Here is a 13,666-nt window from a genome sequence, read left to right as displayed (position 1 = left end):
GGCACCGGTGGCCGCGCCCGGCCGCCCCCGCCCACCGCACGACCCGTAGGCGTACCCGTACGCGTACCCGCACCGGCATCCGTACCAGCGCACCTCAAGGGGGACCTCCATGGAACGGACCACGAGCGCTCCGCCCGGCACCCGGCACCGCACCGCACCGCCCGCCGCCCGGCACCGCTGCCCCGCCGCCGCGGCCGCCGACCCCACCCCGTGCGACGGCCCGCCCGACACCGCCACCCTCGTCGACCGCCACGGCCGGGAGACGGCCGGCTGCGTCCACCACTGCGCCCGCCTGCTGCCCGGCCTCGACGGCGCCCGCGTGCACCCCTTCGTACCCGCCGCGCAGGCCCTGGAGATCTACCTGCGGGCCGGCGAGCTCCCGCCGTTCGCCTGGGAGATCGGCCGCTAGCGGTCCGGGAAGGGAGGGCGGTACGACGGTGGCCCGGTCCCGGTGAGCCGCGGCTCACCGGGACCGGGCCACCGCCCGGGTACGGCCCTCAGCACTCGATGATGTTCACCGCCAGACCGCCCCGGGCGGTCTCCTTGTACTTCACCGACATGTCGGCGCCGGTCTCCTTCATGGTCTTGATGACCTTGTCGAGGGAGACGTGGTGGCGGCCGTCGCCGCGCAGCGACATCCGGGCCGCCGTGACGGCCTTCACCGCGGCCATGCCGTTGCGCTCGATGCACGGGATCTGGACCAGGCCGCCGACCGGGTCGCAGGTCAGGCCGAGGTTGTGCTCCATGCCGATCTCGGCGGCGTTCTCCACCTGCTCGGGGGAGCCGCCGAGGACCTCGGCGAGACCGCCGGCGGCCATCGAGCAGGCCGAGCCGACCTCGCCCTGGCAGCCGACCTCGGCACCGGAGATCGAGGCGTTCTCCTTGAAGAGCATCCCGATGGCGCCGGCCGCGAGGAGGAAGCGGACCACGCCGTCCTCGTCGGCGCCGGGGACGAAGTTGACGTAGTAGTGCAGGACGGCGGGGATGATGCCGGCCGCGCCGTTGGTGGGCGCGGTGACGACCCGGCCGCCGGCCGCGTTCTCCTCGTTGACGGCCATCGCGTAGAGGGTGACCCACTCCATGGCGCGGGCGGCCGCGTCGCCCTCGGAGCGCAGCGCGCGGGCGGCGTTGGCGGCCCGGCGGCGGACCTTCAGACCGCCCGGCAGGATGCCCTCGCGCGCCATACCGCGGCTCACGCAGCCCTGCATGACCTGCCAGATCTCCAGCAGCCCGGCGCGGATCTCGTCCTCGGTGCGCCACGCCTTCTCGTTCTCCAGCATCAGCGCGGAGATCGACAGGCCGGTCTGCCGGGAGAGCCGCAGCAGCTCGTCACCGGTGCGGAAGGGGTACGTCAGCACCGTGTCGTCGAGCTTGATCCGGTCCTCGCCGACCGCGTCCTCGTCGACGACGAAACCGCCGCCGACCGAGTAGTAGGTCTTCTCCAGCAGGGGCGCGCCCGCCGCGTCGTAGGCGAACAGCGTCATGCCGTTGGCGTGGTAGGGCAGCGAGCGGCGGCGGTGCAGGATCAGCTGGGTCGGCTCGTCGAAGTCGATCTCGTGGTCGCTGCCTATCTCGGCGCCCAGCAGGCGCAGCCGGCCGGTGGTGCGGATCCGCTGCACCTCGTCGTCGGCGGTCTCGACGTCGACGGTGCGCGGGGAGTGGCCCTCCAGGCCGAGCAGGACGGCCTTGGGCGTGCCGTGGCCGTGGCCGGTGGCGCCCAGCGAGCCGAAGAGTTCGGCGCGCACCGAGACCGTCTGGGCGAGCAGACCGTCCTTCTTGAGCCGGCCGGCGAACATCCGGGCGGCGCGCATGGGGCCGACGGTGTGCGAACTGGAGGGGCCGATGCCGATGGAGAAGAGGTCGAAGACGGAGATGGCCACGGGGGCTGACTCCCTTGTCTGCTCGTGGTGGACGGAGGAGCACATCGGGGCAGGACGGGGTGTTTCCGGCCCAGCTGTCGAGCGTAACCCGCTCGCGGGGGAAAGCCGCCGGACGGGAGGCGGCGGCCAGGGGAAGGGGAGGTGAAACCGGCCGCCGCGAAGGGGGGAGGGCGCCGGGTGCGGCGCGGGGCGGACGGTGCGGGCGGGCCCGGGCCGGAGAGCCGGCCCGGGGCGCCGGGAGGTCACCGGGGTCCGTGGTGCCCCGGTGACCGGCCCGTCACAGCGACGGGTACAGCGGGTACTTGCCGGCCAGGGCGGTGACCCGGGCCTTGAGGGCCTCGCGGTCGTACGACGGCTTGAGGGCCTCGGCGATGATGTCGGCGACCTCGCGGAAGTCCTCGGCGCCGAAACCGCGGGTGGCCAGCGCCGGGGTGCCGATCCGCAGGCCCGAGGTGACCATCGGGGGCCGCGGGTCGTTCGGGATGGCGTTGCGGTTGACGGTGATGCCGACCTCGTGGAGGCGGTCCTCGGCCTGCTGGCCGTCGAGCTCGGAGTCCCGCAGGTCGACCAGGACGAGGTGGACGTCGGTGCCGCCGGAGAGCACCGAGACGCCGTGCTCCTTGACGTCGTCCCGGACCAGGCGCTCGGCGAGGATCTTCGCGCCCTCCAGAGTGCGCTGCTGGCGCTCCTTGAACTCCTCCGACGCGGCGACCTTGAAGGACACCGCCTTGGCGGCGATCACGTGCTCCAGCGGGCCGCCCTGCTGACCGGGGAAGACCGCGGAGTTGATCTTCTTGGCCAGGTCGGCGGTGGACAGGATCACGCCGCCGCGCGGACCGCCGAGGGTCTTGTGCGTGGTCGTGGTCACCACGTGCGCGTGCGGCACCGGGGACGGGTGCAGGCCCGCGGCCACCAGACCGGCGAAGTGCGCCATGTCGACCATGAGGTACGCGCCGACCTCGTCCGCGATCCGGCGGAACGCGGCGAAGTCCAGCTGGCGCGGGTAGGCCGACCAGCCGGCGACGATCAGCTTCGGCCGGTGCTCCTTGGCGAGGCGCTCGACCTCCTCCATGTCGACCAGGTTGGTCTTCTCGTCGACGTGGTAGGGCACCACGTTGTACAGCTTGCCGGAGAAGTTGATCTTCATGCCGTGGGTGAGGTGGCCGCCGTGGGCGAGATTCAGGCCCAGGATGGTGTCACCCGGCTTGAGCAGCGCGAACATCGCGGCGGCGTTGGCCTGCGCGCCGGAGTGCGGCTGGACGTTGGCGGCCTCGGCGCCGAACAGCGCCTTGATCCGGTCGATGGCGATCTGCTCGACCACGTCGACGTGCTCGCAGCCGCCGTAGTAGCGGCGGCCCGGGTAGCCCTCGGCGTACTTGTTGGTCAGGACCGAGCCCTGGGCCTCCATGACGGCGACCGGGGCGAAGTTCTCCGACGCGATCATTTCGAGGGTGGACTGCTGGCGGTGCAGCTCGGCGTCGACGGCGGCGGCGACGTCGGGGTCGAGCTCGTGCAGGGAGCTGTTCAGAAGCGACATGGGACTTCCTGGAGAGAGGGGGAGCGGGCGGGGCGCCGCGGCCCCGCCCGAGCGGTGGCGGGTGCCGGCCTGGCCCCTCCCAGCGGTAGCTGGGGGGTCAGCCGGCGGCGAAGGCGGTGTACTCCTCGGCCGTGAGCAGATCCTCCGGCTCACCGCTGAGCTTCACCTTGAACAGCCAACCGCCCTCGAACGGGGCGGAGTTCACCAGCGACGGGTCGGTGACGACGTCCTCGTTCACCTCGGTGACCTCGCCGTCGACGGGCGAGTAGAGGTCGCTGACCGACTTGGTCGACTCCAGCTCACCGCAGGTCTCACCCGCGGAGACGGTGGCCCCGACCTCGGGGAGCTGCACGAAGACGACGTCGCCGAGGGCGTTGGCCGCGTGCTCGGTGATGCCGACCGTCGAGACGCCGTCCTCGGCGGCCGACAGCCACTCGTGCTCCTTGCTGTAGCGCAGCTGCTGGGGGTTGTCCATGGCTCGATTCTCCTGTACGCGAGGGTGTGATCGTGAAAGGGGTCTTGCTCAGTGAGACGCGTGGCGTCCGGCGCGACGGCGCGGGTCCGCGGCGGATACCGCGGACGGACCGGCGCCGGGGCTACTTCTGCCGCTGGTAGAAGGGCAGCGCGACGACCTCGTACGGCTCGTGGGTGCCGCGGATGTCCACCCGGACGCCCTCCGTGCCCGGCGCGGCGTGCGCGGCGTCGACGTAGGCCATGGCGATCGGCTTGCCCAGGGTGGGGGAGGGGGCGCCCGAGGTGACCTCGCCGATCACGGTGCCGCCGGCGTCGGTGACCGGGTAGCCGGCGCGCGGCACCCGGCGGCCCGCGGCGACCAGGCCGACCAGCGTGCGGGGCGGGGCCTGCGCGGCGCGCTCGGCGGCCGCCGCCAGCGCCGCGCGCCCCACGAAGTCCCCCTCCTTCTCGAACTTCACGACCCGCCCCAGCCCCGCGTCGAAGGGGGTCAGCGCGGTGCTCAGCTCGTGCCCGTACAGCGGCATGCCCGCCTCCAGGCGGAGCGTGTCGCGGCAGGACAGGCCGCACGGGACGAGCCCGGCGTCCCGGCCCGCCTCGGTCAGGGCCTCCCACAGGGCGACCGCGTCGGCCGGCCGGACGAACAGCTCGAAGCCGTCCTCGCCGGTGTAGCCGGTACGGGCGATCAGCGCCTGGACGCCGGCGACCGTGCCGGGCAGGCCGGCGTAGTACTTCAGGCCGTCGAGGTCGGCGTCGGTCAGCTTCTTGAGGATGCCGGGGGACTTCGGGCCCTGCACCGCGAGCAGCGCGTAGGCGTCCCGGTCGTCGCGGACCGCCGCGTCGAAGCCGGGCTGCCGGTCCGCCAGCGCGTCCAGCACCACCTGGGCGTTGGCGGCGTTGGCGACGACCATGAACTCCTGCTCGGCGAGCCGGTAGACGATCAGGTCGTCGAGGATGCCGCCGTCCTCGCGGCAGATCATGGTGTAGCGGGCCCGGCCGGGCTTGAGGGCGCCGAGGTTGCCGACCAGCGCGTGGTCGAGGAGGGCGCCGGCCTGCGCGCCGGTGACGGTGATCTCGCCCATGTGGGAGAGGTCGAAGAGGCCGGCGCGGGTGCGGACCGCGACGTGCTCCTCGCGTTCGCTGCTGTAGCGCAGCGGCATGTCCCAGCCGGCGAAGTCGGTCATGGTCGCGCCGAGCGCGCGGTGCGTGGCGTCCAGCGCCGTGCGGCGGGGGGCATCAGTCATTGTTCCGGGCTCCCAGGCAGGGGTGACAAGACGGTCTCCCCATCTGTCATCGGAACCTGAGAGGTTCACCGGGAGCCCGCGGACGGGCCCGGTTTGCACCTTGGGTGGAGCCGCCGGCAGCCGGGCCGTGGCTCGCTTTTCAGATCTGCCTCGCCCGCGCGGTATAGGGGCCTGAGAGATTCAAGGGAGGACTTGCTCCTTCGGCGCCCCGCCGTGACGGCCGGGAACTCTCCCGCGCGGATTCAAGCGGCCGGTATGCAGTTGACGGGCAGTGCACGGGGGACCGGTGGTGCGCCCGTGGCGGCCACATCATTACACGGGAACGCCCGATAAAGGAGCCCCGGCCGCCGCTCCGCGGCCGGTCACCCGCGCCGCACCGCTGCGCCGTCCGCCGGACACACCGGTCCGTCCCCCGGATTCTCCTTGCCGCTCATTACCTTTTCTTGACACTCTGCGGGCAGGCCGGGTCCCGAACCCGGCCGGCGACGGGGAGGGGCGATCACGGTGCACGGCGAAGCGGCGTACGCGACCACGGCGGGGGCCGCGCCCCCTCAGGCGGCACCGGCCGCGCCCCGGACGGCCGGCGGGGACCGCCCCCGGCCCGCCCGCACCGCCCCGGTCACCGACCTGCGGGGCACCGCCCGCCCCGGCCGCCCGCACCGCACCGCCCTGCGCTTCCCGCCCGGCGACCTCGTCGTGGTCTCCGGCCTGCCCGGCAGCGGCAAGAGCACCCTGATGCGGCGGGTGGTGCCGGCCCGCGACGGCCGCGGCGCCCCGGTGCACCGCGTCGACTCCCAGGACACCCGGGACCGCTGGGAGCGCGGCCGGCTGCGCCGCCTGCCCTACGCCCTCTACCGCCCGCTGGTCCGGGCCGCGCACTACCTGGCGCTGCGCCGCGCCCTGCGCTCCGGCGCCACCGTGGTGGTGCACGACTGCGGGACGCTGCCCTGGGTGCGCCGCTGGCTCGCCCGGACGGCCCGGCGCGGCGGCCGCGGCCTGCACCTGGTGCTGCTGGACGTCCCGCCGCACACCGCGCTGACCGGCCAGCGGGCGCGCGGGCGCGGGGTGTCGCGGTACGCCTTCGCCCGGCACCGGCGGGCGGTCGGCCGGCTGGTCGCCCGGGCCGAGGCGCGCCGCCTCCCGGCGGGCCTGGGCTCCGCGGTGCTGCTGGACCGGCCGGCCGCCGGCGCCCTGGAGCGGCTCGACCTCGGCTGACCCCGGCGGCCGGCGCGGAGCCCCGGCCGCCGCCGGCTTCGGCGCGCGGCCGTCCGCCCGTTAGGGTCTGATCCACCGGGCGGGCCCCAGGGCCCGCCCCCAGGGTCAGGCGGCCGGGCAGCGCGGCCAGTAGTGGGTGGGTGAGATGAACTATCCGGACAGTGTCCCGCAGTACGGTGCGGTGCCGGCGGACGTCCCGGACCAGGGGATACCGCAACTGGCCTGGCCGGCCAACGAACTCGAAGAGGTGCTCGCCGCGTCCCTCGGCCACCCCGGCGCCGGCGGGCGGATCGTCGAGACGCTGGGCCGCAGCCGGGTGTGGGTGCCGCTGCCCAAGGGCGGCGGCCCGGACAGCGCCGGCCCCGGCGGGCCCGGACTCGACCTGCCCACCGTGGAGATCGGCGGCGCCGCCTACGTCCCGGTGTTCAGCTCCGAGCAGGAGCTGGTGAAGGTGATGGGCACGCAGATGTCGTACACCGTCGCGCCCGCCCAGGAGTTCGCCCGCGGCCTGCCACCGCTGCTGGGTATCGCGGTCAACCCCGAGGGCACCGTCGGCGTCCCGCTGCCGCCGCCGGCGGTCGCCGAGCTGTGCCGGGCCGGCCGCACCGAACTGGACGGCCCGCAGGCCGCCGGCGCCCGGGTGCGGCTCTTCGAACCGGACTGGCAGGACGAGCCGGTGGACTTCCTGGCCGCCGCCGGCCTGGAGTTCTCCGCCACCGCTTCGGTGCGCACCGCCCGGCGCACCCTGGCCAGCGTCGAGGGCGACACGCCCGCCCTCTTCGTCGGCGTGCAGCTGGACACCGCCCCCGAGCGGCTCCAGGACGGCACCGCCCGCGACGAGGTGCTGACCGCCCTGGGCCGGGCGCTGGGCACGGTGCCGGTGCCCTGGCCGGTCCAGCTGGTGCTGCTCGACATCGCCCAGGGCGATCCGGTCGCCGACTGGATGCTGGAGAGCGTGCGGCCCTTCTACACCCGGGACCCCTCGTAAGCTGGGGGACGACGGGCGGGCGCAGGCCCTGCCGGGAGAAGGGACGGACCACGTGAGCGCGGGTGCGCATCAGGGAGCCGCGGCCGACCGGGTCGAGCAGACGCTGCGACAGGTCACACCGGGGCGCTATGACGCCTACGAGGCGCTGCTGCACGCCCTCGCGCACGGGCAGGTCTGGATGCTCCTGTGGCAGGGCCGGGCCGGCATGCCGGACGCCCAGTACGGCAACATGGAGGTCGACGGGCTGGGTTACGCGCCCTGTGTGACCTCCGCCGCCGAGCTGGCCGCCTCCGGCTGGACCCGCGACCACGAGCTGGTCACCGGCCCCGAGATCGCCGCCGCCCTCTTCCCCGACCGCTGGGGCCTGTGGCTGAATCCGCACGCTCCCGGCGGCGGTGTCGGCGTCCCCTGGCTCGACCTGCGCCGGATCGCCGGCGGTCTGGACCGGCTGCCGGCCGGCCCGCTGCGGATCTCCGAACCGGTCATCGACATCCCGCAGTTCTACGCGCTGCTCGCGCAGAACGCCCACCGCACGCTCCCGGTGCGGTCGTTGCGCCGGGCCTGGGTGCAACCGGCCCTGGGCGTCCCGTATCTGGCCATCGGCCTGGACCTCTACGACACCGGGCAGCCGTCGGTGGACGCCGCGCGGCTGATGATCCAGCAGTCGATGGGCGCCGTCCCGGACGGCCTGCCGGTCTCCACGGTCGCCATGAACGACGAGTACGACCCGGTCGGGATGTGGATGCGGGCCTGCGCCCGTCCGTTCTTCGACCGCGACGGCTACGTCCAGCCGCCCGCGCCGGGCCCCACCTACGGGTACGGCTACCCGCGGCCCTACTGACGCCGCCGGCCCCTGCGGCTGCCTCCGGCCCCTTCGGCGCCCGTTCCCGCCCCCCGGGAACGGGCGCTTTCCGCTGCCGGTCCGCGGCCGAATTCTCCCTGTCCGCACCGGAGTTGAGGCCGAGCTGCGGCACCCGCCGCACCGCTCAGCCCGAACCGCTGTTCGTATAACGGAAAGCCGCGGACCACATCACAGTTACGCATCCTTTCCCCGTCAGGGCTGGTGAGTGATCGCAACGGCGATGAAGACTCCCGCAGCAAGGACCTCGGTCCTTTGTACGAGCGCCATCCCCCACCGGCGTCGCCCGGACCGCTGTACCCGTCCGCGGTGCCAACTCCCGCACGACCCCGGGGAGATGGCGGCAGGGGAACACCACGTGAGGTAGACACCAGGCCGCTACCGCGGCGGGCACAGGCCGGCCACCGTCGGCCGGGAGGGGTTCTGAGGCACCGTGACCGCACCGATCGAGACCACCGGGGCGGCTGCTGAGGCGCAGCCGGAAGCGGTGCTGCAAGGCGTGGAGAGCAAGCGGATCGAGGGCCGCTCACTGGGCCAGATCGCGTGGCTCCGCTTCCGCCGCGACAAGGTCGCGATGGCGGGTGCCATCGTTGTCATCCTGCTCATCCTGATCGCCGCGCTCTCCCGCCCGCTCCAGGCGCTGTTCGGCCTGGACCCGAACGCACCGCACCAGGACCTGATCGACGTCAACACCACGCTCCCCAAGGGCGACTTCGGCGGGATGAGCGCCGACCACCCGCTGGGCGTGGACCCCAAGTTCGGCCGCGACCTGCTCGCCCGGATCCTGGAAGGGTCCTGGGTGTCGCTGCTGGTGGCGTTCGGCGCCACGCTGCTGTCGGTGGCCATCGGCACCGTCCTCGGCGTGGTGGCCGGCTTCTACCGCGGCCGGGTGGACGCGTTCATCAGCCGCATGATGGACGTCTTCCTGGCCTTCCCGCTGCTGCTGTTCGCCATCGCCATCTCCGCGTCGCTCCAGGGCGGCGCGTTCGGCCTGGAGGGCCTGCCGCTGCACATCTCGGTGCTGATCTTCGTGATCGGCTTCTTCAACTGGCCCTACATGGGCCGGATCGTGCGGGCCCAGACCCTGTCGCTGCGCGAGCGGGAGTTCATCTCCGCCGCCCGCGGCCTGGGCGCGCGCGGGCCGTTCATCCTCTTCCGGGAACTCCTGCCCAACCTCGTGGGGCCGGTCATCGTCTACTCGACGCTGCTGATCCCCTCCAACATCCTCTTCGAGGCGGCGCTGAGCTTCCTGGGCGTGGGCATCCAGCCGCCCCAGTCGTCCTGGGGCGGCACGCTCACCCAGGCGGTCAAGTACTACGAGGTCGATCCCCAGTACATGATCGTCCCCGGCCTCGCGATCTTCGTCACCGTGCTCGCGTTCAACCTGCTCGGTGACGGCCTGAGGGACGCGCTGGACCCGCGCAGCCGCTGACCGGCCGCCGGGTTCCTGACCGGACGCCTCATCTTTCAGCCGTTTCTTTTCTGACGTTTCTCGACGAACGAAGGGGATACCGAGCATCATGCGAAGGTCACTTCCGGTCGCGACTGTCGCGGCCATCACGAGTGCGGGCCTGCTGCTGGCCGGCTGTGGCGGAAAGGGGTCCACCGACAGTTCGGCCGGGGCCAACGCCGCCACCAAGGGGATAGTCAACGCCTCGGACGAGAAGGGGGGCACCCTCACCTACGCGATGAGCGACGCCCCCGAGTCGTTCGACCCGGGCAACACCTACTACGCCTTCGTCTACAACTTCAGCCGGCTCTACGCGCGCCCGCTGACCACCTTCAAGCCGGGCGCCGGCACCAAGGGCAACCAACTGGTCCCGGACCTCGCCGAGTCGATGGGCAAGCCCAGCGACGGCGGCAAGACCTGGACGTACAAGCTGCGCAAGGGCGTCAAGTACGACGACGGCACGCCGGTCACCTCGCAGGACGTCAAGTACGCGGTGGAGCGCAGCAACTTCGCCCGCGACACGCTCTCGCTGGGCCCGAACTACTTCCAGCAGTTCCTCGTGGACAACGAGGGCGGCTACAAGGGCCCGTACAAGGACAAGAGCAAGGAAGGGCTCAAGTCCATCGAGACGCCCGACGAGCAGACCGTCATCTTCCACCTGAAGAAGCCGTTCGCGGAGTTCGACTACCTCGTCAGCGCCCCGCAGACCGCGCCGGTCCCGCAGGCCAAGGACAAGGGCGCGGACTACACCAAGGCGGTGGTCTCCACCGGCTCGTACAAGTTCGAGAGCTACCAGGAGGGCAAGCGCCTCACCCTGGTCCGCAACCCGCAGTGGTCGGCGAAGACCGACCCGCTGCGCAAGCAGCTGCCGGACAAGATCGTGCTCAACCTCAAGGTCGCCCAGTCGACCATCGACAAGGACCTCCAGTCCGGCAACACCCAGGTCGACATGGCCGGCCGCGGTGTCGACGGCCAGACCCAGGCCCAGCTGCTGACCGACCCGGCGCAGAAGTCCAACACGGACAACGCGCTCGGCCAGCGCCTGGTCTACACGGCGATCAACACCAAGCAGAAGCCGTTCGACAACATCGAGTGCCGCAAGGCCGTCGAGTACGCGATCGACAAGAAGGCCGTGCAGACCGCGCTCGGCGGCCCGATCCGCGGTGACATCGCCTCCACGGTCCTGCCCACCGACATCGCCGGCTTCCAGAAGTTCGACCTGTACCCGCAGAAGTACAACGGCGACAACCTGGACCTGACCGAGGCCAAGCAGCACTGGCAGAAGTGCGGCGCGGGCAACATCAGCACCACCATCCTGGCCCGCAACGACCGCCAGGACGAGGTCGACGCGGCCACCTCGGTGATCGGCTCGCTGAAGAAGATCGGCATCAACGCCAAGATCCAGTCGTACCCGACCAGCAAGTACTTCTCGGACTACGCCGGTGTGCCGGAGTTCAACAAGTCCAACAACGTCGGCCTGATCATGATGCAGTGGGGCTCGGACTTTCCCACCGGCTACGGCTACCTCCAGCAGATCCTCAACGGCAAGGCGATCAGCCAGTCCGGCAACACCAACCTGTCGCAGCTGGACGACCCGGAGATCAACAACCTCCTGGAGAGCGCCATCGCCAACACCGACCAGGCCGCCCGCGAGAAGGCGTACGGCGAGATCGACCGGAAGGCGATGGAGCAGGCGGCGCTCGTCCCGCTGACCTACTTCAAGGTCCTGATGTACCGCTCGCCCAAGGCCACCAACCTGGTGTCCACCTCGGCCTACAGCGGTGAGTACGACTACCTCAACATCGGCGTCAAGAAGTAGCAGCCCTGGAAGGCAGGTGAAGGCATTGGTGTCCGCGGGCCGGTCGCTCCCGGCCCGCGGCACCGGCGCCGCATCCCCGTGTTCTCGTACATCATCCGCAGGTTGATCAGCGCAGTGATCCTGCTGCTGATCGTCAGCGCGGTCACTTTCGGCATCTTCTTCCTGCTGCCGAAACTGGCCGGGCAGAGCACCGACCAGCTTGCCCAGCAGTACATCGGAAAGGCCCCCACGGCCGCGGACATCGCCGCGGTGAAGAAGAACCTGGGTCTGGACAAGCCCGTGTACGAGCAGTACTGGGATTTCCTCAAGGGCATCTTCACCGGCGTCGACTACAAGTTCGGCCCGGACGCGGCGCGGTGCCACGTGCCGTGCTTCGGCTACTCGTTCAAGACCCACATCGAGGTCTGGCCGGAGATCCAGTCCCGGCTCCCGGTCACCCTGTCGCTGGCCGCCGGCGCCGCCGTGCTGTGGGTGCTCTCCGGTGTCGCCACCGGTGTGCTCTCCGCGCTGCGCCCCGGTTCGGTCTTCGACCGGATGGCGATGGGCGTGGCGCTGGCCGGTGTCTCGCTCCCCATGTTCTTCACCGGCGCCCTGGCGCTGGCCCTGTTCACCTACCAGTGGCCGCTGTTCCAGCGCAGCGACTACATACCGCTGCTGACCGACCCGCTGGGCTGGGCCCGCACCCTCGTCCTGCCGTGGGTCACCCTGGCGTTCCTCTACTCGGCGCTCTACGCGCGGCTGACCCGGGCCGGCATGCTGGAGACGCTCAGCGAGGACTACATCCGCACCGCCCGCGCCAAGGGCCTGCGGGAGCGCCGGGTGGTGGTCCGGCACGGACTGCGGGCCGCGCTCACCCCGATCATCACCGTCTTCGGCATGGACCTGGGCCTGCTGCTGGGCGGTGCGCTCATCACCGAACAGGTCTTCTCGCTCAAGGGGGTCGGCGCCTTCGCGGTCGACTCCATCAACGCCAACGACCTGCCGAACATTCTCGGCGTCACCCTGCTCGCCGCGTTCTTCATCGTTCTGTGCAACCTGGTGGTGGACGTTCTGTACGCCGCCGTCGACCCGCGGGTGAGGCTCTCGTGACCGACTCTTCCGAGGACAAGACCACGGCGGCCCGGCCCGCGACCGCGCCGGAGCCGGCGGAGCAGAAGCCCGCCGCGTTCCTCGAAGTGCGTGACCTGAAGGTGCACTTCCCCACCGACGACGGCCTGGTGAAGTCCGTCGACGGGCTGACCTTCAGCCTGGAGAAGGGCAAGACGCTCGGCATCGTCGGCGAGTCCGGCTCCGGCAAGTCGGTGACCTCGCTGGCGATCATGGGCCTGCACCGGGCCTCCCGCCAGCAGCGCAGCAAGGTGCAGATGTCCGGCGAGATCCGGCTGGACGGCCAGGACCTGGTCTCCGCCGAGCCGGACGAGGTGCGCCGGCTGCGCGGCCGCCGGATGGCGATGATCTTCCAGGACCCGCTGTCCGCGCTGCACCCCTTCTACACCGTCGGCAACCAGATCGTGGAGGCGTACCGCGTCCACCACGACGTCGACAAGAAGACCGCGCGCAAGCGGGCGATCGAGATGCTCGACCGGGTCGGCATCCCGCAGCCGGACAAGCGGGTGGACGACCACCCGCACCAGTTCTCCGGCGGGATGCGCCAGCGCGCGATGATCGCCATGGCGCTGGTCAACAACCCCGAGCTGCTGATCGCCGACGAGCCCACCACCGCCCTGGACGTCACCGTCCAGGCGCAGATCCTGGACCTGATCCGCGATCTCCAGAAGGAGTTCGGCTCGGCGGTCATCATCATCACCCACGACCTGGGCGTGGTCGCCGAACTCGCCGACGACCTGCTGGTGATGTACGGCGGCCGGTGCGTCGAGCGCGGCCCGTCGGACACCGTGTTCGCCACGCCGCAGCACCCCTACACCTGGGGGCTGCTGGGCTCCATGCCGCGCATCGACCGCGACCAGACCGACCGGCTGATCCCCGTCAAGGGCTCGCCGCCCAGCCTGATCAACGTGCCGTCCGGCTGCGCCTTCAACCCCCGCTGCCCGTACGCGGACGTCCCCGAGGACAACGTCACCCGCACGGTGCGCCCCGAGCTGCGGCAGGTCGCCGGCCGGCACTTCTCGGCCTGCCACATGGCGCCGGAGGAGCGGGAGCGTATCTGGACCGAAGAGATTGCGCCGAAGCTGTGACCGGGACG

General features: G+C 71.8%; 12 protein-coding genes and 2 riboswitches. Of the genes, 8 read left to right on the top strand and 4 right to left on the bottom strand.

Annotated elements, in window-relative coordinates; all coding sequences use genetic code 11:
- Nucleotides 1-109 precede the first annotated feature (109 nt).
- The gene (locus MUU72_RS26825; RefSeq protein ID WP_248015989.1) at nt 110-409 is read left to right on the top strand and encodes a hypothetical protein; all 300 of its coding nucleotides are present in this window, start codon (nt 110-112) and stop codon (nt 407-409) included.
- Nucleotides 410-497: 88 nt separating this feature from the next.
- Here MUU72_RS26825 and MUU72_RS26820 read toward each other — a convergent pair whose 3' ends face one another.
- The 4 genes from MUU72_RS26820 to gcvT form a co-directional block, all read right to left on the bottom strand.
- Nucleotides 498-1,880, bottom strand: coding sequence for an L-serine ammonia-lyase (locus tag MUU72_RS26820; RefSeq protein WP_248015988.1), 1,383 nt, complete (start codon nt 1,878-1,880; stop codon nt 498-500).
- Between the two features lie 277 nt (nt 1,881-2,157).
- Nucleotides 2,158-3,417: a serine hydroxymethyltransferase gene (glyA, locus tag MUU72_RS26815; protein WP_248015987.1), complete on the bottom strand. Its 1,260-nt coding sequence runs from the start codon at nt 3,415-3,417 to the stop codon at nt 2,158-2,160.
- A 97-nt stretch (nt 3,418-3,514) separates the two neighbouring features.
- Entirely contained in the window at nt 3,515-3,892 is a 378-nt protein-coding gene (gene gcvH, locus MUU72_RS26810; protein WP_248015986.1) for a glycine cleavage system protein GcvH, read from the bottom strand.
- Nucleotides 3,893-4,013: 121 nt separating this feature from the next.
- A complete protein-coding gene (gene gcvT / locus MUU72_RS26805) occupies nt 4,014-5,132 on the bottom strand; it encodes a glycine cleavage system aminomethyltransferase GcvT (RefSeq protein WP_248015985.1) in 1,119 nt (372 codons plus the stop codon).
- 33 nt (nt 5,133-5,165) lie between these two features.
- A riboswitch (glycine riboswitch) is annotated at nt 5,166-5,281 on the bottom strand.
- Nucleotides 5,282-5,377, bottom strand: a riboswitch (glycine riboswitch). It abuts the riboswitch before it with no gap.
- A gap of 259 nt (nt 5,378-5,636) precedes the next feature.
- Between gcvT and MUU72_RS26800 the strand changes: the two genes are divergently transcribed.
- The 7 genes from MUU72_RS26800 (at nt 5,637) to MUU72_RS26770 (ending at nt 13,658) form a co-directional block, all read left to right on the top strand.
- A complete protein-coding gene (locus MUU72_RS26800) occupies nt 5,637-6,347 on the top strand; it encodes an AAA family ATPase (protein ID WP_248015984.1) in 711 nt (236 codons plus the stop codon).
- 145 nt (nt 6,348-6,492) lie between these two features.
- Nucleotides 6,493-7,335: an enhanced serine sensitivity protein SseB gene (locus MUU72_RS26795; RefSeq protein WP_248015983.1), complete on the top strand. Its 843-nt coding sequence runs from the start codon at nt 6,493-6,495 to the stop codon at nt 7,333-7,335.
- Between the two features lie 52 nt (nt 7,336-7,387).
- Entirely contained in the window at nt 7,388-8,176 is a 789-nt protein-coding gene (locus tag MUU72_RS26790) for an enhanced serine sensitivity protein SseB C-terminal domain-containing protein (protein WP_248015982.1), read from the top strand.
- Between the two features lie 451 nt (nt 8,177-8,627).
- Complete coding sequence (locus tag MUU72_RS26785; RefSeq protein ID WP_248015981.1) at nt 8,628-9,626, top strand: ABC transporter permease; 999 nt, start codon at nt 8,628-8,630, stop codon at nt 9,624-9,626.
- A gap of 88 nt (nt 9,627-9,714) precedes the next feature.
- Entirely contained in the window at nt 9,715-11,463 is a 1,749-nt protein-coding gene (locus tag MUU72_RS26780; protein ID WP_248015980.1) for an ABC transporter substrate-binding protein, read from the top strand.
- A 78-nt stretch (nt 11,464-11,541) separates the two neighbouring features.
- Complete coding sequence (locus tag MUU72_RS26775) at nt 11,542-12,552, top strand: ABC transporter permease (protein WP_248015979.1); 1,011 nt, start codon at nt 11,542-11,544, stop codon at nt 12,550-12,552.
- Nucleotides 12,549-13,658 (top strand): ABC transporter ATP-binding protein, encoded by a 1,110-nt coding sequence (locus tag MUU72_RS26770; protein WP_248015978.1) that lies wholly within the window; start codon nt 12,549-12,551, stop codon nt 13,656-13,658. Before MUU72_RS26775 ends, MUU72_RS26770 begins: the two co-directional genes overlap by 4 nt.
- Nucleotides 13,659-13,666: the final 8 nt, after the last annotated feature.

The organism is Streptomyces rhizoryzae (genome assembly GCF_023155275.1).
GTDB classification, from domain to species: domain Bacteria; phylum Actinomycetota; class Actinomycetes; order Streptomycetales; family Streptomycetaceae; genus Streptomyces; species Streptomyces rhizoryzae.
Note: the sequence above shows the minus strand (reverse complement) of the source record. Positions and strands in the feature narration are given on the sequence as shown.

Excerpts from the sequence above, each read along its gene's own strand:
- MUU72_RS26825 (WP_248015989.1), top strand. The coding sequence starts at position 110 with ATGGAACGGACCACGAGCGCTCCGCCCGGCACCCGGCACCGCACCGCA.
- glyA (WP_248015987.1), bottom strand. The coding sequence starts at position 3,417 with ATGTCGCTTCTGAACAGCTCCCTGCACGAGCTCGACCCCGACGTCGCC.
- gcvH (WP_248015986.1), bottom strand. The coding sequence starts at position 3,892 with ATGGACAACCCCCAGCAGCTGCGCTACAGCAAGGAGCACGAGTGGCTG.
- gcvT (WP_248015985.1), bottom strand. The coding sequence starts at position 5,132 with ATGACTGATGCCCCCCGCCGCACGGCGCTGGACGCCACGCACCGCGCG.
- MUU72_RS26795 (WP_248015983.1), top strand. The coding sequence starts at position 6,493 with ATGAACTATCCGGACAGTGTCCCGCAGTACGGTGCGGTGCCGGCGGAC.
- MUU72_RS26780 (WP_248015980.1), top strand. The coding sequence starts at position 9,715 with ATGCGAAGGTCACTTCCGGTCGCGACTGTCGCGGCCATCACGAGTGCG.